Source organism: Petrimonas sp. (assembly GCF_963921705.1).
GTDB lineage: Bacteria > Bacteroidota > Bacteroidia > Bacteroidales > Dysgonomonadaceae > Petrimonas > Petrimonas sulfuriphila.
The window spans coordinates 1,895,483-1,915,427 of sequence record NZ_OY997410.1 but is presented as its reverse complement, the minus strand read 5'-3'; the positions used below and the strand labels follow the sequence as shown (position 1 = coordinate 1,915,427).

Below are 19,945 nucleotides of genomic sequence, written 5' to 3'. Positions count from 1 at the left end.
CGGTTACCGGCTCCGGACGTTTGTGTCATAATCCACAGCGTCCCGGCTGCCGTTACCGGAAAACGAATTTTTCCTCCGCAGCAGGAAGAATTCCCGGTTGTCTTTTTCGCTGCGCATGATCTCAAATAGTTCGAAACCGTTGCGGCTCATCAGGTTAAGCACAGCAAGCATTCCGTTGAACGACATCGGACGTCGGCGTTCATCAGTTATCTGCGGCGTTCTGCCGCCCTGCCCATAGTCTACCCGCACCGTGATCTTCGATGTCAGGATCGGGCCCGAATCCGACCAGATCATGACGTAGTCCGCGTCAATATCGCTTATGGCTACTTCATTCACGTACTGTGCTTCGACAAACGATACGCTGCCGATAAGAAAAAGTGTCAGTAGAAAAAGTTTTGATTTCATGTCCGTAATAATTAAAATGATCAGGGCCGGGAATCAATGGGTTAAGCCGGCCGTTCCTGGAACAAAAGTAAACAAAAAAACAATACGTTAAACCGGAACTGCTTTGAGGGGATCCCGCATTTTTTATCCTAAAAGTTAACATTCTTTTAAAAAAAAATTTATCTTTGCAATATCGTTGTGCTATTTCCGGAAAATCAACATGCGTAGTCACAAAACATCCATTCTGATTATCAATACCGAGGGAAAAAGAAACAAAACCCTTCTTGTTCCAACCAGGATACTTCTGCACTGGAAAAAATACGCAGCCGTAGCGGTGCTTGTGGTGCTTTGCCTCATTGCCGCCCTGGGGGTGACGGTGTTTCACAAAACAAGCAAAATCTACCAACATGAGATCGCCAAGGCAGACAAGATCAAGAGCCTCGTTGACGTCCCCAAAGCGCAACAGACCTTCCAGTCGATCGATGAAAGTATTTTCCGTATAAACGAACTGCTGAAATCGAGGGGGCTGGTCCAGATGGAGGTTGAGAACCTGGGCGGCCCGGAAAACGTAGAAGTGGTAAAAATAAACGAGCTGGCGGACTTTTACAGGGAGCAGCTCGATAACCTGGAGAAGACACTGAAGAATGTTCCCATCGGGAACCCCACCCCATCCGACAAGATCATTTCATCCTACGGTTACAGGAGGAACCCGTTCACCGGCCGCGGTGCAGAGTATCATTCCGGGATCGACATCAAGGGCGAAAGGGGTACTCCGGTTAAAACAACGGCAAACGGCAAGGTAGAAGTTGCGGGATGGTACGGAGGATACGGAAAATGCGTGATTGTAAAACACGAAAACAAGCTGAAAACGCTGTACGGCCATTTATCGGAGATAACCGTCCGCGAAGGCGATGAGATAGAGAGCGGACAGGTTATCGGCAGACTCGGGAGCACGGGGCGAAGCTCAGGCCCCCACCTGCATTACGAGATCATAAAAGACGACGAGAAAGTGAACCCGGGCGACTACATTAATTTTCACGAATGGAATATCCGATGAGAAACAGCAAAAGCAAAAGCAAAAGCAAAAGCGATCATTCCATTGAGTCACAACCGATAGACACGGTGATTGGCACGGATATCCTGTTCAAGGGAGACATACGGGGGGAAAGCATCATCCGCGTCGATGGAACCGTGGAGGGCAACCTCTCCCTGTCGAAAGGCATTGTTGTTGGGGAAAAAGCCAAGGTGACCGGGAACCTGAAAAGCGACCGCATCATCATCTACGGAAGCATTTCCGGCGACATCGAATGCAAAGAGTTGAACATCAAAAGCTCGGGAACCGTGAACGGCAACATCCAGGCAGACAATGTTGAAATAGAAATGGGAGGAAAGTACAACGGAAATCTATCCATGCAACCCTCTCCCCCCCTTCATCGGCAAAAGACAAAGAAAACCGCTGAATCCAACGGTTAGTCGAGCTTCAGTACCGCTAAAAACGCTTTTTGCGGAACTTCCACGTTACCTACCTGCTTCATGCGCTTCTTCCCTTCCTTTTGTTTTTCGAGCAGCTTGCGCTTACGGGAGATGTCCCCACCGTAGCACTTGGCCGTTACATCTTTCCGGACTGCCTTTACAGTCTCCCTGGCAATAATCTTGGCCCCGATCGCCGCCTGTATGGCGATATCGAACTGCTGTCGGGGGATCAGTTCTTTCAGCTTCTCACACATCCTGCGTCCGAAAGATTGTGCGTTGTCGGCATGGGTGAGTGTGGAAAGTGCATCCACCGGCTCTCCGTTGAGCAGGATATCGAGCTTCACCAGTTTCGAAGGCCGGAAATCGTGGATGTGGTAATCGAACGATGCATACCCTTTGGAGATGCTCTTCAGCTTATCGTAAAAATCGATAACGATCTCTCCCAGCGGCAAGTCGAAAATAATCTCCACCCGGTCTCCCGAAATGTACTCCTGCTTGATGAGGATACCCCGCTTGCCCAGGCACAGGGTCATGATCGGGCCGATGTATGTCGTGCTTGTAATGATGGACGAACGGATATAAGGCTCGTCGATATGGTCGATCAGTGTGGGATCGGGCAATCCGGCGGGGTTGTGCACCTCCTTCATGTTGCCTTTCTTGTCGTACACCTTGTACGAAACGTTGGGGACAGTGGTTATTACGTCCATATCGAACTCGCGCTCCAACCGCTCCTGAATGATTTCCATGTGCAGCAATCCGAGAAAACCGCAGCGGAACCCAAATCCCAGGGCGACCGACGACTCGGGTTGGAAAGTGAGCGAAGCATCATTCAGCTGGAGTTTTTCCAGCGACGCACGCAAGTTTTCAAATTCCTCGCTTTCGATGGGGTAAACACCGGCAAAAACCATTGGCTTCACCTCTTCGAAGCCGGCGATGGCCTTGTCGCAGGGATTCTTCACGTGCGTGATGGTATCCCCCACCTTTACCTCTTTCGACGTTTTGATTCCCGAGATGATGTATCCCACGTTACCGCACTCAACCCGTTGGCGGGGATCCATGCCAAGGCGTAGGATACCCACCTCGTCAGCATCGTACTCTTTCCCGGTATTTACGAACTTCACCAGGTCACCTTTGGCAATGCTGCCGTTCATGATTTTGAAGTACGCAATGATTCCCCGGAACGGATTAAAAACCGAATCGAAGATCAAAGCCTGGAGCGGAGCATCGGGGTCGCCTGTTGGCGCAGGGACACGTTCGATAACGGCCGCCAGAATCTCTTCAATGCCGACTCCCGTTTTTCCGCTTGCGCGAAGGATATCGGTACGCGGGCAGCCGAGCAGCTCCACGATCTGATCTTCCACCTCATCGGGCATTGCACTCTCCAGGTCAATCTTATTGATGATGGGAATAATCTCCAGATCATGCTCAATGGCCATGTAGACGTTGGAGATGGTTTGCGCCTGGATTCCCTGGGCAGCGTCCACAATGAGCAAAGCGCCTTCGCAGGCGGCGATGGATCGGGACACCTCGTACGAAAAGTCCACGTGTCCCGGAGTATCAATCAGGTTCAATGTATATTTTTCACCACCATACTCGTAAATCATCTGAACGGCGGTACTCTTTATCGTGATGCCGCGCTCGCGTTCCAAATCCATGCTGTCGAGCACCTGCGCCTGCAGGTCCTTGCTATCGATGGTTTTGGTAAACTCGAGCAACCGGTCGGCCAGGGTACTTTTCCCGTGATCGATATGAGCGATGATACAAAAATTACGTATATTCTTCATTTAAAAACCTATTCTTAAAAATCTGCGTTATTGGGTGTTCTCGGGAACGGGATCACGTCGCGGATGTTTGTCATGCCGGTAACGAAAAGCATCAGCCTTTCAAAGCCGAGGCCAAAGCCGGCGTGCGGTGCCGTGCCGAATTTACGGATCTCCAGGTACCACCAGATCGGGTCGATGTGCATATCTATTTCTTTTACACGCTGCATGAGCTTGTCGTAGTTCTCTTCACGTTCAGACCCGCCGATGATCTCACCTATTTTCGGGAAAAGGACATCCATGGCCCGGACAGTTTTTCCGTCATCGTTCTGTTTCATGTAGAACGATTTTATCTCCTTGGGATAATCGGTAAGGATCACCGGGCACTTGAAATGTTTTTCCACCAGGTAACGTTCGTGTTCCGACTGCAGGTCGGCTCCCCAGTACACGGGAAACTCAAAGGAGTGGCCCGATTCTTCGAGGATCTTCACACCCTCGGTGTAGGTAAGGCGTACAAAATCGTTGTTCACCACAAAGTTCAGGCGGTCTATCAGCTCATTGTCATACATCTTTGCCAGAAACTCGATATCCTCCATGCAGTTATCCAGCGCGTACCGGATAAGGTATTTCAGGAAATCCTCCGCCAGGTTCATGTTATCGGTATTGTCGTTGAACGCCACTTCGGGTTCAATCATCCAGAACTCGGCCAGGTGGCGCGGCGTATTGGAGTTTTCGGCACGGAAAGTGGGCCCAAACGTATAAATGGCACCGAGCGCCATCGCACCGAGCTCGCCTTCGAGCTGTCCGGAAACCGTCAAGTTCGTTTGCCTGCCGAAGAAATCCTGCGAATAATCAATTTTTCCTTCCTCCGTCCTGGGCACATTGTTCATATCCAGTGTGGTCACCTCGAACATGGAGCCGGCACCCTCGGCATCGGAAGCCGTGATGACGGGCGTGTGGAAATAGTAGAATCCCCGGTCGTTGAAGAACTTGTGAATGGCGTATGACATGTGGTGACGCATGCGAAAAATAGCTCCAAACGTGTTTGTCCTCGGGCGCAGGTAAGCGATCTCCCGCAGGAACTCCAGCGAGTGACCCTTCTTCTGTAGCGGATACGTTGCCGGATCTGCCGTTCCGTAGATTTCGATCCCGGTTGCCTGGATCTCCACAGACTGTCCCTGTCCCTGCGATTCCACCAGTTTGCCGTTCACATTCAGGCAGGCCCCGGTGGTGATAGGTTTAAGGTATTCTTCACCAAACTGGGCTATATCTATGACTACCTGTATGTTGTTTATGGTCGTCCCATCATTTAACGCTACAAAGCTCACATTTTTATTTCCGCGGCGGGTACGCACCCATCCCTTTACGTTTACTTCTGTTCCGGTTTGCGCCGATTTTAACGCATCGGCAATCGTTGTTCTTTTCAGTTGTTTCATATTACTCCTAATCCCTTGTATCCTCGTCAGATTCAAGGGAATATAATTTAAATATTCGTTTTACAGATATCTCCCCGCCATCTGGCGAGCCGGCCTGCAGGAGGCCGGGAGCTAATCAAATGCACCCATCCTCAGCATGTTCACCTCTTTTTCCGACAAGTAACGCCATTTTCCACGCGACAGGTTTTTCTTTGTTAGTCCGGCAAAGTACACCCGGTCGAGCTTCAGCACCCGGTAACCCAGCTTTTCAAAAATACGGCGTACAACGCGGTTTTTTCCCGAGTGGATCTCGATGCCTATCTGGCTCAGGTCCTCTTCGGTAACGTAGCTGATGGCGTCAGCATGGATTTCACCGTCCTCCAGTTCAATACCGTCGGCGATAGCTTGCATATGCTCCATAGCCACGGGTTTATCCAACCATACCTGGTAGATTTTCCGTTTCTCGTACTTGGGGTGGGTCAGCTTTGATGCCAGGTCGCCGTCGTTTGTCAGCAGCAGTACTCCGGTAGTAGCCCTATCGAGGCGGCCAACAGGATAAATCCGCTCTTTGCAGGCAGCTTTCACCAGGTCCATGACCGTTTTCCTGTTCTCGGGATCATCGGTAGTGGTGACAAAACCCTTGGGTTTGTTCAGCAGCACGTAAACCTTGCTTTCCAACGATACTACCTGGTCGTTGAACATCACCTCATCGGCACGGGTGATCTTTGTGCCCAGCTCGGTAACCACCTCGCCGTTCACCTTCACAACTCCAGCCTGGATAAACTCATCGGCCTCACGGCGCGAGCAAACTCCGGCATTGGCCAGGTATTTGTTGAGACGGATCGGTGCCGTTGGATCGGCATTTTCCTTGTATTTGATCTGCTTGAAGATTTTCTTCTTCTTCACCAGCTTTTTCGGTCCCTGGTTCACAGGTTGTGCGTTACGGGGCCTTCCCGGCGCGTTGCCGTAAGCGTTATAATTTCTTTCACCTCCTCCGCCATGGGCACCCGAAGAGACTCTCTCCCCCACTCTCGGACGGCGTTTTCTGCTACCTTCAGGGCTATTGGGGTTGCTTTCATAGTTTCTGTTGTAATTTTCTTCATACGATGGGCGATAGTTGCCATCTTCCCGCTGTGGTCTTCTTTCTACGTTGTAATTTCTGTTTGAAGAAGAGTGTCTCTCATTGTTCGCGTTGCCATAACTCCGGCTGGGTCGCGAATCGTTGTTGTTCGTTGCCATTTTTCTTTTTTAAATTTTAATTTTCAATAACCTCACGGTTTCCTTTTAAACAATACCTAAAACTTTTTCGTTTCCATGTTCCTTGCAGAAAAAAGTCTTTCTGTCAATCAAATACCTGTATAGTTTTTTGGCGAAATCGCCTTGAGTTCTTTTTTTATTTCTTCGTTTACCTCCAACGTATCGATGAAGTCCGAAATGCTTTCTTTCGTTATGTGCCGGTTTGTGCGCGTCAACGCTTTCAGTGCCTCATAAGGTTTTGGATAGCCTTCCCGGCGCAGGATGGTTTGAATCCCTTCTGCCACCACTGCCCAATTGTTTTCCAGATCCCGCTCTATCGCCTCCTCATTTAACAACAATTTATGCAGCCCTTTTGTTGTGCTTTTTATCGCAATTAATCCGTGCGCCAGTGGCATTCCGATGTTGCGGATCACCGTTGAGTCGGTCAGGTCCCGTTGCAGCCTCGAGATCGGGAGTTTAGCCGCCAGGTGTTCCAGCCATGCATTGGCAATCCCCAGGTTCCCTTCGGCATTTTCAAAATCGATGGGATTTACCTTATGCGGCATGGCCGATGAGCCCACTTCCCCTTCCCGGATACATTGTTTAAAATATTCCATCGATATATACTGCCACACATCGCGTGTGAAATCGATGAGGATGGTGTTAATCCGCTTCAGGGCGTCGCAGGAGGCCGCCAGCGCATCGTAATTGGATATCTGTGTGGTATACTCCTCGCGTACCAGTCCCAGCTTGTTCGACAGGAAACTGTTTGCAAACTCTTTCCAGTCGATGTGCGGATAAGCCACCCGATGAGCGTTGAAGTTCCCTGTCGCGCCGCCGAACTTCGCTTTCGCCGGGATTCGTTTCAGCACTTCGGTCTGGTTCCTCAGCCGATATTCAAAAACTTGTATTTCCTTTCCCAGCCGTGTAGGCGATGCCGGTTGCCCGTGTGTGCGTGCCAGCATGGGCACCTCTTTCCACTCTTCGGCAAACTTGCCGATCAGTGCGGTCAGCTCCTCCAGTTGCGGGATGTACGTGTTCTGTAGCGCCTCTTTCCACATCATCGGCGTAGCCGTATTGTTGATGTCCTGCGAGGTGAGCCCGAAATGGATGAACTCCTTGAATGCATCAAGGTGCAGCTCGTCGAATTTCTCTTTCAGAAAATATTCCACTGCCTTAACGTCGTGGTTGGTAACCTTCTCTATCTCCTTGATCCGTTGCGCGTCCTGTTCCGAAAAGTCTTCCGCCATTTTTCTCAGCACACCGAAAACGGGCTTTTCCACTTTATCGAGCGGGGAGATGCCCAGTTCACAAAGTGCAATAAAATATTCCACCTCCACTTGCGTGCGGTATTTTATCAGTGCATATTCCGAGAAATAAAGAGCCAATTCGCGGGTTTTATCCCTGTATCGTCCGTCAATAGGAGATATGGCGGAAAGTTCGTCGAGTTTCATTGTTAACGCATTGGTTTTATAGATTTCGAAACAGGCGAAAAATCACTTCCTACCCTGCTTCACTCATCATAATTTTGATTTTCAGTACGTGCCGAATCAGTAAATTTTTATCTTTCTTTTTATTGAGAGTACAAAAGTAGTGATAAATACAGTGCCGTAAAAATTTTTGTAAAAATATTTACGAATTATTTTGCAGCAAACGAAAAACGACTTATCTTTGCATCACTTTTTCAGAAAGCAACCTCCGGGAGCGGACAAAAAGCAGAAGAAGTAACCGGGCGTTTAGCTCAGCTGGTTCAGAGCATCTGCCTTACAAGCAGAGGGTCGGCGGTTCGAATCCGTCAACGCCCACACCTAATGATCAAGCACTTATCGATAATTTTCGGTGAGTGCTTTTTTCTTTGGGTTAAACATAGGTTAAACTTTATATTATAATAGGATTGAAGAATCGACAAAAATCCTTCTTCATATCCCAAAGCTGTTTCTATTTTTAACGCTTACTCTGTTGTAAGATTACGCTTTCCCATAATAATTGCATTGATGGCTTGATAGGGAACATCTATTTTCTCTGCCAAACTGCGTTGGGTAATATCCTGTTTCTTCAAGTCCCTTTCTATTAGTTTTCCGGGATGAATGCCTTTTAGTATGTTGATACGACTATCCATAAATTTAGCTCTTTTGGCAAAAATACACATAAATAAAATCGTTTACTTTGGCGACACTTTTAAAATAAATGAGTACTTATTTCAACTAATTTTCCTATCTTTACCTTATCACTTAAAGAGGAAAAATTCTCTTAAAAATCACTCCAAAAGGGAGCGGGTAAAGGGTGGGAGAATCTAAACCTCGACAATTAAAAGACAAGCAGTGATGATATCCCAAACGAATGTTTAAGTCTATTTTGATTCCTACGGAAAGGAAATTTCATGTAAACGTTCTAAATTTATATCTGAAGGAAAAGTACGAAACAATTGCCATATCCGGTGATGATCCGGAGCGAAGTCGGAAAAGCAAGTTGGAACAAATAGAACAAGGACATTTTCAAATTATTATATCTACCGGACAATACTTTGGAGAGGGAATAGATATCAATGCATTAGAATGCTTATTTATCGTTTATCCTTTTGCGTTTGAAGGGAAATTAGTGCAATACATAGGTCGTATACAGCGTTCCGGTAAACCTCCTGTAATATTTGATTACCGGGATTCTAAAATAGATTACTTTGATAAGATGTTCAAGCAAAGAAATAGGTATTACAATAAACTGAGAAAATAATATGGAAAATAATATTATTCTTTACACGACTCCTGATGGATATGTGAATGTACAAGTTCAATTCGAAGATGATACATTTTGGCTTACGCAAAAGCGTATGGCAGAACTATTTGGAGTAAATGTGAGAACGATCAATGAACATTTACAGAATATTTACAACTCAGAAGAATTAGTTAAAGAGTCAACTATCCGGAAAATCCGGATAGTTCAACGGGAAGGTTCCAGAGAAGTCTCCCGTGAACTGGACTTTTACCATTTGGATGCAATCATTGCTGTTGGTTATCGTGTCAATAGTTATCAGGCAACACAATTTCGGATCTGGGCTACGAATACGCTTAGAGAGTACATTACCAAAGGTTTTGTTTTAAACGATGAGATGCTGAAGAACGGACGTTCGTTTGGTAAAGACTATTTTGACGAGTTGCTTGAACGTATCAGGGAGATTCGGGCAAGTGAACGCAGGTTTTATCAGAAAATTACAGATATCTATGCTACTGCTGCGGATTATGATAAAAACGCTCCTGTAACCAAAGACTTTTTTGCCACTGTACAGAATAAGTTACATTGGGCAATCACAGGAAAAACGGCTGCTGAAATTATTTATACTTCAGCTGATGCAACCAAACTATACATGGGATTAACCAACTGGAAACAAGCTCCTGATGGAAAAATATTAAAATCGGATGTTACCATTGCTAAAAATTACCTCAATGAAGCACACATCAGGGAATTAAACCGGATAGTATCTGCTTATCTGGATTTGGCGGAAAACAGAGCGGAACGGGGAATAACAACAAATATGCAGGATTGGGCTAACTTTTTAAATCTCTTTTTGGAGCTGTCTCAATATCCTATTTTACAGGACAAAGGTAAGGTCTCTGCTTTAGAAGCAAAGCTAAAAGCAGAACAGGAATATGAAACGTTCCGAAAGATTCAAGACGAATATTATCTTTCCGACTTTGATAAAGAAATAAAGAGAATCAAAGGAAATAAGAATAATAAAAGAGACTCATAAATATTTTGCAGTAATGTACAAAATGTGTCCTCTTTTGTAAATTATTTGCGTTGATAAATAAATATTGATTAGTATCCGGTAAACATTTCAACGCTATTAATTACCCCTTTGTGAAGTAAAAGTGTATTAAGAAAGCACCCTACTATATATAATAGAAATTTTATATAGTTGATAATTAATGTTTTAAAGACACTATCCGAAAAATTGTGTAAATGAAAAACTACAGGAAACGATTCTTGGTTTTCCGATTTCATCCCTAATTTTGTTTACATTTTATGCAAATGGATACTATTTTAGTAATTTATGGATGAATTAGTAAATTAAAAAACGTTAATTATTTGAGCCGGTAGCCGATATCTCATCGGGTTACCTTATCTATCTTCCTAAAAACATACTAAGTCATCCCTCATTCCGGAATTTCCATATTACCCGGATATCGCTGTTCAAGTCTGCCGACGTTTATCTGGGCAGAGGAGAGAAGATTTTAACAATCAGGAAACAAATAAAAAAGAGTCGATACTTTTAAGGAGAAAAATTTACGAACAGGATAAACTGTGTCATGCTCGTAACACTAATATTTCTCTTTTCGAACGCTCTCACACAAAAAAAGAGGGTTTTGAAAAGAAAATTATCCTAAAACCAATCTATTAAAAATAATTTAACTAAACTTGCAGGGGTAAACTTAAGGTTGAAGACATACACCATAGAAGAATTGGTGGATTTCATAAAATATACTATCTAATCAAAATGAAAAGAAATATCCTTTACTTATTCTTTGCAATATTATCATTTTCTACTGAAACAATTTTTGCCCAAAAAACAATTAAAGTAGCCTGCGTGGGAAACAGTATTACCTACGGTGCTGGCATTGTAAACAGAGAGAAGAACTCCTATCCGGCACAGCTTCAGGAATATTTAGGCGATAATTATGAAGTGAAAAATTTTGGGGTATCTGCTCGGACAGTATTAATCAAAGGCGATTATCCTTATGTAGAAACGGATGTTTATAAACAATCCCTCGCATATCAACCGGATGTTGTTTTGATTAAACTGGGTACTAACGACACTAAACCTCAGAATTGGAAATATCAAGATGATTTCTTGGAAGATTATCAAGCGCTTATTGACAGTTATCGAATGCTAAGTTCACATCCTCGTATTATTTTGCTCACACCGATACGTTGCTTCCTGCCGGAAGGTTCATCTATTAATGCACAATTCATTGAAAAAGAGGTAAGGCCAATGGTTGAAGAATTAGCCTGGAAAAATAATCTGGAGATCATCAATATGTTTAACATATTCGGTGATGAGTTTAAGGATTATCTTACTCCCGATAAGCTCCATCCTTCTTCCATTGGGGCTGGATTAATGGCAAAAAAAATATATAATTATCTTTCTTTACCACATTATACTCAAACAAAACCTATCAAATCACTCATTCCTCAAAACGCCAAGAAATTTAATTTTCATGGGTACCAAGGTTATGAATTCTATGATAGAGGCGTCCTATGTAAAATTGTTAGACCGTATCGTGATGCTAATGGAAAACCATGGGTGATTCGTGCACGTTTCTGGGGGCATGAACCCCAAACAGATATTGATCTTCTTGAGCAGGGTTTCTATATTACGTATTGTGACGTAGCTGATCTCTATGGTTCAAATAAAGCTGTTGAGCGATGGAATAGATTTTATAAAAAAATGGTCAAAGCCGGATTAAACAAAAAGGTAGTTTTGGAAGGAATGAGTCGGGGAGGTCTAATTGTTTATAACTGGGCAGCAAAAAACTCACATAAAGTAGCTTGTATTTATGCCGATGCCCCGGTAATGGATTTTAAAAGCTGGCCAATGGGTAAAGGTAAACCAACCAAGTCTGAAGACGATACAAAAAAACTTTTCACAGCTTACGGTTTTATGAATGAAAATCAAGCGATTGAATGGAAGCATAATCCGTTAGATTGGGCGGAAATTATTGCAAAAGCAAAAATTCCGATTATCCATGTAGTAGGTGACGCTGATGTAGTGGTTCCTGTTGATGAAAATACGGCTGTTTTTGAAGAGCGTATGAAAAATTTTAATGCTCCCATTACCGTAATTCATAAACCCGGAATCGGTCATCATCCTCATTCTCTTAATAATCCTGAGCCTATTGTCCGTTTTATTCTTGCTGCTACCGGACGAAAAAGTAATGATTGCACACATGCCTTACCTGGTAATGAGTTTCGTTCCGGAGCCGGTTGGGTAAAAGGATCAGATTGGCATAATGTCTCTGAAGATATAACGGAAACTTTACAAAATAAGAGATTGAAATTACTTTTATTGGGCAATTCAATCACACAAGCGTGGGGAGGAACACGGCAATTAATTACTACGTTTACCGGAAAGCAAGCAATGGACGAAGCTATCGGAGAAGGTACGTGGGAAAATGCCGGCATTTCGGGTGATCGAACGCAAAATCTCTTATGGCGGCTTCAAAATGGCAATTATAATATTTGCAAGCCAGAAAATGTAGTTATAGCAATTGGCATTAATAATTTGATAGCATCAGATACTCCGGAAGATACTGCTGAAGGAATAATTGCTGTAGCGGAAGAGGCACGGAAGCAATTTCCAGAATCTCGGATCATTCTTCTCGGGCTTTATCCGTCTGGTAAATATCAACAAGATCCAATACGCATCAAATGTGATAAAGTACATGACATATTAAGTTCTCATCAATTTAATCAAGTAGAGTATATTAACCCTACGGAATGGTATTTAGATAACAATAATGTTATCAGAGAAGGTCTTTATAGTTCAGATTATATACACATGACAAGTGAGGGATATAAAATTACAGCCGATAAGATCGTAAGGCTCTTAAAAAATTAATTTTTTAACTTGTTATTTTCAACAATAGTTCGTTAAACGTATCAGCTTTTGAGTAGTCGTTTTTGTTCTGTATCTATATCGTTGAGAAAGGAAATATGTAAATTCCGATAGTGTTTTTACGCAATTCTTTCTTTTCCCTTTCGTGTAAATTCACATCACTATCCTGCATGAACGTCAACACCCGTAAGAGGGGTTATAAAACCGACTTACGGGTGCTTTAGTGCAGTGCTGATTAAAACTTATCCGAATTATTTGATGACCCTCACTTTATACACGTCAATTTCGGGGATCGTTATTTGTTTGGTTGGATTTATGGAGTATATGTTGTGGGTCCACCAGCTTATTTCACCCTTTGTATAGATGAGATGATCCGCTTTTTCGTCGTAATAGACCGACTTGACATCGGGCTCGTTCGCAAGGGGAGCAAAAGGCTCAAACGCATTGCTGTTTAAATCGAACTTCCATACTTTTTTCGACGTGGTTATCAGCAGCTGATTTTCCGAAGAGGCATACAGGTCATGCCCGCCCGTTTCCGGCAGTGTCCACTTCTCCTCCAGTTGTAAACCCGGGTTGGGAGTGTCCCAGTCAACCAGCGAATACGCTCTCAGTTCATCGTAGCCCAACGCATAGAGCAGGTTCCTTCCCGCCATCCAGGTAACGCCGTGGCCGGAATACAACGAATCGCTGAACAACACGGTATTTGAACGGCCCGCATCGTAAATTTCCAACCGGTTCCCCTTGTCGGCGGTAGACAATGCAACCGCTATACGGTTACCGGGAAGGTATTCTACGGAGTGCGCATTGGGTGTGATGGCGTAAAAGAGGCATTTCCGGGTCGCACGGTCCACCAGAAGGGTTCCTCCGCTTGAGGAACAGATCAGGATCTTGGTATGGTTGTCTACCGATTTGTGATCATCAACGGTCCTCATGTGCCGGATCATTGTATCGGGCATGTTCGTGACTTCGGATGTCTTCAGGTACCAATTGACTTTCTTTACGCTGTCGGCCGAGTTGTCGAAATCCAGGATCATCACCACATTGTCTCCCCCGACGATTATTTCCCGCGGACGCTTCGAGTTTGATTCGCTGCACGAAACGGCAATGAAGAGGAAGAAAACGAGAGCGATCCAATCAACACATTTACATTTTGTCATCGTTCTTTTAGTTTAAGTTATCCCATCCGGGATTTTGTTTCAACATTTTATTTAACGTAAGCTCTTCAGCAGGAATCGGGGCGACTATTCACACATGTCTACGGAATGTAGTGAAAAGATTCTCCCCAAGTCATTATTATTTTATTGAAGGGCACGTCCCACCGCGAATAATTTAAAGCATAGGCTTCACGATGGTCTATGGTGTGGCCCAACTCATTTTCATGAGCCGGAATAATTAACCGGGGAACATACCCTTTGGAGGTACGGAGAGGATTCGTAGTCCAGCAATTAGGCAACAGAACATCTACTTTATGATGATCCCCCACTTCATCTATCCACGAAAAGTCCTCCTCCAACGATTGATCACCGGTATGACATACGGAGTATTGCTCGGGTGTAACAACAAGCACAACATTATTCAGGATGTCCGCACCCTGATGTCCCGGATATACCACAACCTCCAGGTCCCGATCCTTGTTGTTCAACCTTATCTTCTGTATTTCGTGTGCTTTACGTTCCAGATGAGTGATTCTGCTGTAAATTTCATTCTCTTTCCAGATATCCGGCGGGGTTATCACGGGTTTGCCCTGCTCCAGAAATGTTCCGGCCACCTCCTCGTCCGCATGATCCCGGTGGAAGTGGCTTATGAAAAGAGCATCACAATGTGTTGCGAGTCTATCTATTACCTCTTTGGACAAAGCGAACGAATCTGAACTGGATGAATGTCCCCGGGTAATATCAAAAGCAACGGTTACGGTTTTAGTACGTATGATAACGCCCATATTGTAAAGTTTCCAGATTTTCACACCTGTTGAAACCTTCGTGTTTTCTATTTCCTCTAAAACGGATAAGGTACGCTGAAGATGGAAATTTTGCACCGAACTCCGCTGCGGTGCTCCTTCATCATGAAAAACGGCATCCAGCAATACCATAGCCATTTGCCGATCTTTCGGTTCATCCACCCGGGGAGGATATTCTGATAAAATGGATTCGGTAATGTTTAAAATAGATTTTGATTGCCAGTCAAGATATTCCCCCGGTTTCCCAAAAAAGTTGGCAGGTGCTTCCGGCAATACGAATGTAGAAGTGTCATTTAAAGAGATTGACCTGTTGGCACAAGACGGGGTAACAAGAAGACAAATAACCACAAGAAGCTGAAATGGGATTGTTTTTTGTCTCATAACAATCGGTTTTTTTATGTGTTTTTTTAACAAGCCGAAGATACAATTTATCGGCGTAATTTAAAACTAAAAGTTAAATACTTAATTTAATTTTTCCTTCAACTTAATACAAGAAGGGAGCAATGATGATTGCTCCTTTCTTGTACAGATTGCAATCCCGACTAATATCCTGGATTTTGAGTTAAATTCGGATTAAGGTCTATCTCCGTGTAAGGGATCGGCCAAAGGTAGTCCCGGTCGGGATTGAATGTTCGGGTTTCTATTACCGCCCCGCTGTACGGAGGAATAGAAGATGTATGCACGCTTCCATTCATTAACTTTTCAACTGTTTTCCACCGTCTGATTGCATAGAAATAATCATCCTCCCCGGCCATTTCAATCCTGCGTTCCAACTGAATGGCTTCCCGCATTTGTTCTTTCGACAAATTAAGGGGCAACGGAGGCATGTTTACCGACTCTCTTCCTCTTACCTCATTCACAGCATTATAAACCGACTTTACAGGCCCTTCAAGTTCGTTAACGGCCTCAGCATACATTAGAAGAACATCTGCATAACGCAAGACCACGTAAGGAATGTCCGAATTATTGATGGTACCCGTTGAAGTAGCATTGTACTCCGTATATTTTATGAATGCATATCCGGTTTGATGAAAATCCGCAGCAGTTGCCGTCCTGTTTCTCCACGGTTTACCTACCCAGGCAATGGTCTGGGTCAATCTTGGATCCCTGTTTTCAAAAGGATTTGACGGATCATACAAAGGACTATCGGCTATTGATTTACCGTCAATCATCTGATATGCATCAATTAACTCCTGCACGGGAGCCTGTGTATTGTATTGGCCATGAAAAAGGTCGTAATTGCAATTTGTAAACGGATACTTCCATCTTACGTCAAAAATAACCGATGAATTACCTGTATTTGCCTGCCTGAATAGCCCATTGTAATTAGGGAAAAGTTCGTAACGCTTGAGAGAGAACAGATCTTCACACGCAGCTTTTGTCCCTGCATAATCAAGATCCTGCAACAGCACTTTCGCTTTCAGTGCGAGTGCGGCCCCTTTTGTTGCCCTGCCATCGTCTGCGCGGGAGTACTTTGTTTCTAAAACAGGCAATGCTTCGTCTAAATCTTTTATTATCTGATTCCTTACTTCTTCGTAAGAATTTCTAGGAAGGCTGGCATCTTTTTCCAGGTTAGGAGAAGACAGGATAAGGGGAACACCATGAAATACTGCGTTCATTTTCCAGTAATAGAATGCCCTCAAGAACTTAGCCTCCCCAATTATCCTGTTTTTAAGTTTTTCATCCATCACAATGTCGGGAACCTTTTCAATTACATTGTTACACCTGCCAATTCCTCTGTAACATACACGCCAGGTTATCTGATTCATACCCAGAGTTGTTTCTGTATGCGACCCCGTTGCAAAATCGCGTGTGCTGTAATAGTTATCCTTGTGAAAGGCATTGGGTGTCATACATTCAAACATGTTGATTGTATATTCTCCGTACATACCTGTTTCATTTAATACACGATAACAACCGGTAATGGCATCCATTGCATGTTGTGAAGTTTGCCAAAAAGACTCTTCAATATAAAAATCCTTGGAAGTCGTGTTTAACATATCATTACATGAAAGCAAAACACTTCCAATAATTATTGTTTGCAGTATATGTTTCAATTTTAATTTTATACTTTTCATAATGTTTATTAGTGCAAAAGTGATATTTTAGTGCTGTTTATTTAAAACCTAATATTAATCCCGGCTGTAATCGTTTTGATGGTAGGATATTTGTCAAGATTCTCCACTGAAACATTCTGTTCCGGATCGTAATCTTTCATTTTTGTGAAAGTGAACAAGTTTTCAGCATTGACAAACACGTTCAATTTTTCTGCTTTTATCCTATTCAAGAACTTCTTGTGAGAAAGGTTATAGGAAAGTTGGATATTCTTCAAACGTAAATACGAAGCATCTGCCAACCAAAAATCAGAAGGAGAAAAATTCTCGGCAGTATATTGATGCCGCGTCGTTATCCGAGGAAGTTTTGCCGTTGGATTTTCCGGGGTCCATGAATCAGTAATCCATATTTTAGTAAGGCCCGCACCGTTATTAAAAGGCAATATTGTGTTTCCGGATAACCACACATCAATATTTTGAACTCCCTGCCAAATAGACGTCAACGATAGGTTCCTGTAGTTTAACCCAACGTTAAAACCATACGTGTAGTCAGGAAAAGTATTGCCTGCGATATAACGGTCGTCGCCATTAATTACCCCATCCTTATTTCTATCGATATATTTGACATCACCCAGCCCTACCCTGTTCGTGATTCTTGGGTTGTTGTTCAAGTCTTCTTGTGTGCGAAACAACCCGTCCGTCTCGTACACATACCAGGATTCAATCGGGTATCCTTCCTTCGTAATTCTTGAACCCGAATAGATAGTTTCTCCTTTAAGGTCAACCACTTTGTTGTTGACCTTAGTTAAATGCGCCCCTATTTGATACGAAAAATCCTTAAACCGTTTGTTGTGGTTGATTGAAATTTCAAATCCGGTGTTGTCCACTACTGCAATGTTGGTGGTCGGGCCAGCCAGTGCTCCTACTTGCGCCGGTATGGTAATTCCTCTGAGAATATCATCCGTTCTTTTTTTGAAAATTTCAAATTCTCCCGAAAACATATTTTCCAGTATGACCCAATCAATACCAAAATTTGTCATGGTAGTGGTTTCCCATTTTATTTTTGGATCACGGTATTGTGTAATTGCGACACCTCCTCCGTCATAAGTTCCTCCGAAAGGGTATCCATATCCGAAAGATACCGCATTCACATATTGGAATCTTCCAATTTCCTGATTGCCTATTTGCCCCCATGAACCTCTAAGCTTAACCTCATCAACCCAGGAGACGTTGTCCATAAAAGCTTCTTCCGAGATTCTCCAGCCGGCAGAAAAAGAAGGGAACAATCCCCATCTGTTTTCTTTCGCGAATCTTGACGAACCGTCGTATCGTGAATTTAGTTCCAGCATGTATTTGTCTTTATAATTATACTGGATACGACCGAAGTAGGAGATTAAAACATCCTCAACCGAAGTGCCGGAGACAGAGGGATCCATAGTGCCGACATTCAATTCATCAAGTTCTTTTGAAATATAGCCAGTCTTTCGGGCCTGACGGCTGGCAGACGTATATTGTTCAATACTGTGGCCAGCCAATATGTTTAAATTATGTTTGCTGCCTAAATTAGTAACGTAATTGATCGTGTGGGTAAAATTTAACCGTTGATTATTACTGTTGTTTTCACTCTTATAGCCTGTAGAAGTCCAGGGATTTCGGGTCGGAGCACCTGTCTTAACATTGTGTAAGAAAGTAACGGGAGCAAAGTTTCTCGACAAAAGGTTTAAATAATTAACTGACCCTCTTGCCGAATATTTCAGGTTATCTGTAATGCTTAAGTTCGCGGATAAATTAGCTAATTGGACTTGCAAACTTAATTGAGACAAAAAGTTAAGCGACATTTTTAATTGAATCTTTTTTAATATTATACTGATTCCAAAATTCATCAATGGTTAAGTTTCCCAATGCTGAGAATCTTCTTTTATGATTATACCAGGATTCAATATATTCAAATACATACAAGCGCATTTGCTCTCTTGTTTTGAGTTTGGTACCATAGACCAATTCAGATTTGAAAGTTTTGAAAAAGCTTTCAGCCACGGCATTATCCCAACAATTTCCCTTTCCACTCATACTTTGTTCCAGCTTCAAGGATTTCAACAGATTGACAGTCTGTTTGCAAGCATATTGTATGCCCCGGTCAGAATGAAATATCATTCCTTCTCCAAAAGGTCTGTTCCTATTGGCCATCCTGATGGCCGGAACTACGGTATGGGATGCATTCATATGATCGCTTATGGACCATCCGATCAGTTTGCGGTCAAAAAGATCCAGCACACAGGTCAGATAAAGAAATCCATCCTTACACGGAATATACGTCAGGTCAGAGACACACGCTTTCACAGGCTCATTCTGATTAAATTCGCGATTCAACAGATTTGGAGCAACCTTATAGTTGTGAGAGGCATCCGTCGTCACTTTGAATCGTCTCGAGAGTTTGCTGCGCAAGCCCATTTTCCTCATGTGGCATGCTACAGTGGTTCTCGAGACAGGAGTTCCGGATACCTGCAAATCCTTTGCCAGCCGGGGGCTTCCATTGCGTCCCCTGGCTGCAAAATATGCATCCCTGATCTTTTCGTCCAGCTCCATATATTTGCGCTTACGTTGGCCCTCCGGATCTTTAAGCCAGCGGTAATAACTGCTCCTGGGGACTTTCAGTACTCTGCACATCACCTCGACCGTCCATTGTTTCGAGTTATATTCCTTTATAAAGAGATAGATCAACGATCTCTCTTGGAGATGATGCTCAAAGCTTTTTTTAATATGTCCCGCTCCGTTTCAGCCTCGCCAAGGCGTTTTTCCAGTTCAGCAATCCTTTTGGTATCTTCACTTAATGACTGGACACCGTGTCCGGGGAAACTGGCTTCTCCTTTCTGCTGGTATTCTTTCCGCCAACGATATAAAAGAAAGGGGGCAATACCCAATTCCTGTGCAAGCTCGGAAATATTCTTGCGTTCTAAACTGAGTTTGACCGCATTCTCTTTGAATGCCTTGTCAAAATGGGTTCTTTGTTTTCTCATATTACACAAAAATAAGCGTTTATGCTTAACTCTGTGTCC

General features: G+C 43.6%; 17 protein-coding genes and 1 tRNA gene. 6 read left to right on the top strand and 12 right to left on the bottom strand.

Annotated elements, in window-relative coordinates; translation table 11 throughout:
• Window positions 1–3: 3 nt before the first annotated feature.
• Window positions 4–405 carry a hypothetical protein gene (locus tag AACM02_RS07865; protein WP_332457257.1) on the bottom strand — a complete coding sequence of 134 codons (402 nt, stop codon included), beginning with the start codon at window positions 403–405 and terminating at the stop codon, window positions 4–6.
• Window positions 406–604: 199 nt separating this feature from the next.
• Here AACM02_RS07865 and AACM02_RS07860 point away from each other — a divergent pair, with 199 nt between their 5' ends.
• Both AACM02_RS07860 and AACM02_RS07855 read left to right on the top strand, forming a co-directional pair.
• Window positions 605–1,441: a peptidoglycan DD-metalloendopeptidase family protein gene (locus AACM02_RS07860; RefSeq protein WP_339116610.1), complete on the top strand. Its 837-nt coding sequence runs from the start codon at window positions 605–607 to the stop codon at window positions 1,439–1,441.
• Window positions 1,438–1,857 carry a polymer-forming cytoskeletal protein gene (locus AACM02_RS07855; RefSeq protein ID WP_339116609.1) on the top strand — a complete coding sequence of 140 codons (420 nt, stop codon included), beginning with the start codon at window positions 1,438–1,440 and terminating at the stop codon, window positions 1,855–1,857. Before AACM02_RS07860 ends, AACM02_RS07855 begins: the two co-directional genes overlap by 4 nt.
• Here AACM02_RS07855 and lepA read toward each other — a convergent pair.
• The 4 genes from lepA to purB form a co-directional block, all read right to left on the bottom strand.
• Window positions 1,854–3,641: a translation elongation factor 4 gene (gene lepA, locus AACM02_RS07850; protein ID WP_332457260.1), complete on the bottom strand. Its 1,788-nt coding sequence runs from the start codon at window positions 3,639–3,641 to the stop codon at window positions 1,854–1,856. The two genes, AACM02_RS07855 and lepA, sit on opposite strands and share 4 nt — an antisense overlap.
• 14 nt (window positions 3,642–3,655) lie before the next feature.
• Window positions 3,656–5,053 carry an asparagine--tRNA ligase gene (asnS, locus tag AACM02_RS07845; RefSeq protein WP_339116608.1) on the bottom strand — a complete coding sequence of 466 codons (1,398 nt, stop codon included), beginning with the start codon at window positions 5,051–5,053 and terminating at the stop codon, window positions 3,656–3,658.
• Window positions 5,054–5,164: 111 nt separating this feature from the next.
• On the bottom strand, window positions 5,165–6,271 hold the full coding sequence (locus tag AACM02_RS07840) for a pseudouridine synthase (RefSeq protein WP_339116607.1): 1,107 nt from the start codon (window positions 6,269–6,271) through the stop codon (window positions 5,165–5,167).
• 107 nt (window positions 6,272–6,378) lie between these two features.
• The gene (purB, locus tag AACM02_RS07835) at window positions 6,379–7,722 is read right to left on the bottom strand and encodes an adenylosuccinate lyase (RefSeq protein WP_339116606.1); all 1,344 of its coding nucleotides are present in this window, start codon (window positions 7,720–7,722) and stop codon (window positions 6,379–6,381) included.
• 276 nt (window positions 7,723–7,998) lie between these two features.
• Here purB and AACM02_RS07830 point away from each other — a divergent pair.
• Window positions 7,999–8,073, top strand: a tRNA-Val gene (locus tag AACM02_RS07830).
• A gap of 146 nt (window positions 8,074–8,219) precedes the next feature.
• Here the strand turns inward: AACM02_RS07830 and AACM02_RS07825 are convergent.
• Window positions 8,220–8,387, bottom strand: a complete 168-nt coding sequence (locus tag AACM02_RS07825; protein WP_286879760.1) for a helix-turn-helix domain-containing protein — start codon at window positions 8,385–8,387, stop codon at window positions 8,220–8,222.
• A 221-nt stretch (window positions 8,388–8,608) separates the two neighbouring features.
• Here AACM02_RS07825 and AACM02_RS07820 point away from each other — a divergent pair, with 221 nt between their 5' ends.
• The 3 genes from AACM02_RS07820 (at window position 8,609) to AACM02_RS07810 (ending at window position 12,881) form a co-directional block, all read left to right on the top strand.
• Window positions 8,609–8,998 carry a DEAD/DEAH box helicase gene (locus tag AACM02_RS07820; RefSeq protein ID WP_339116605.1) on the top strand — a complete coding sequence of 130 codons (390 nt, stop codon included), beginning with the start codon at window positions 8,609–8,611 and terminating at the stop codon, window positions 8,996–8,998.
• 1 nt (window position 8,999) lies between these two features.
• A complete protein-coding gene (locus tag AACM02_RS07815; protein WP_339116604.1) occupies window positions 9,000–10,013 on the top strand; it encodes a virulence RhuM family protein in 1,014 nt (337 codons plus the stop codon).
• 747 nt (window positions 10,014–10,760) lie between these two features.
• Complete coding sequence (locus tag AACM02_RS07810) at window positions 10,761–12,881, top strand: GDSL-type esterase/lipase family protein (RefSeq protein WP_286879758.1); 2,121 nt, start codon at window positions 10,761–10,763, stop codon at window positions 12,879–12,881.
• 248 nt (window positions 12,882–13,129) lie between these two features.
• On the opposite strand, the gene AACM02_RS07805 is transcribed toward AACM02_RS07810, so the two are convergent.
• The 6 genes from AACM02_RS07805 to AACM02_RS07780 form a co-directional block, all read right to left on the bottom strand.
• The gene (locus tag AACM02_RS07805; RefSeq protein ID WP_339116603.1) at window positions 13,130–14,035 is read right to left on the bottom strand and encodes a DUF6528 family protein; all 906 of its coding nucleotides are present in this window, start codon (window positions 14,033–14,035) and stop codon (window positions 13,130–13,132) included.
• Between the two features lie 98 nt (window positions 14,036–14,133).
• Window positions 14,134–15,216 (bottom strand): MBL fold metallo-hydrolase, encoded by a 1,083-nt coding sequence (locus AACM02_RS07800; RefSeq protein WP_339116602.1) that lies wholly within the window; start codon window positions 15,214–15,216, stop codon window positions 14,134–14,136.
• Window positions 15,217–15,377: 161 nt separating this feature from the next.
• Window positions 15,378–16,835, bottom strand: a complete 1,458-nt coding sequence (locus AACM02_RS07795) for a RagB/SusD family nutrient uptake outer membrane protein (protein ID WP_339116601.1) — start codon at window positions 16,833–16,835, stop codon at window positions 15,378–15,380.
• A gap of 119 nt (window positions 16,836–16,954) precedes the next feature.
• On the bottom strand, window positions 16,955–18,727 hold the full coding sequence (locus AACM02_RS07790; protein WP_339116600.1) for a SusC/RagA family TonB-linked outer membrane protein: 1,773 nt from the start codon (window positions 18,725–18,727) through the stop codon (window positions 16,955–16,957).
• On the bottom strand, window positions 18,717–19,610 hold the full coding sequence (locus tag AACM02_RS07785) for an IS3 family transposase (protein WP_339116238.1): 894 nt from the start codon (window positions 19,608–19,610) through the stop codon (window positions 18,717–18,719). The genes AACM02_RS07790 and AACM02_RS07785 overlap by 11 nt, the downstream gene beginning before the upstream one ends.
• Window positions 19,607–19,906, bottom strand: coding sequence for a transposase (locus tag AACM02_RS07780; protein ID WP_071135911.1), 300 nt, complete (start codon window positions 19,904–19,906; stop codon window positions 19,607–19,609). The genes AACM02_RS07785 and AACM02_RS07780 overlap by 4 nt, the downstream gene beginning before the upstream one ends.
• Window positions 19,907–19,945 lie beyond the last annotated feature (39 nt).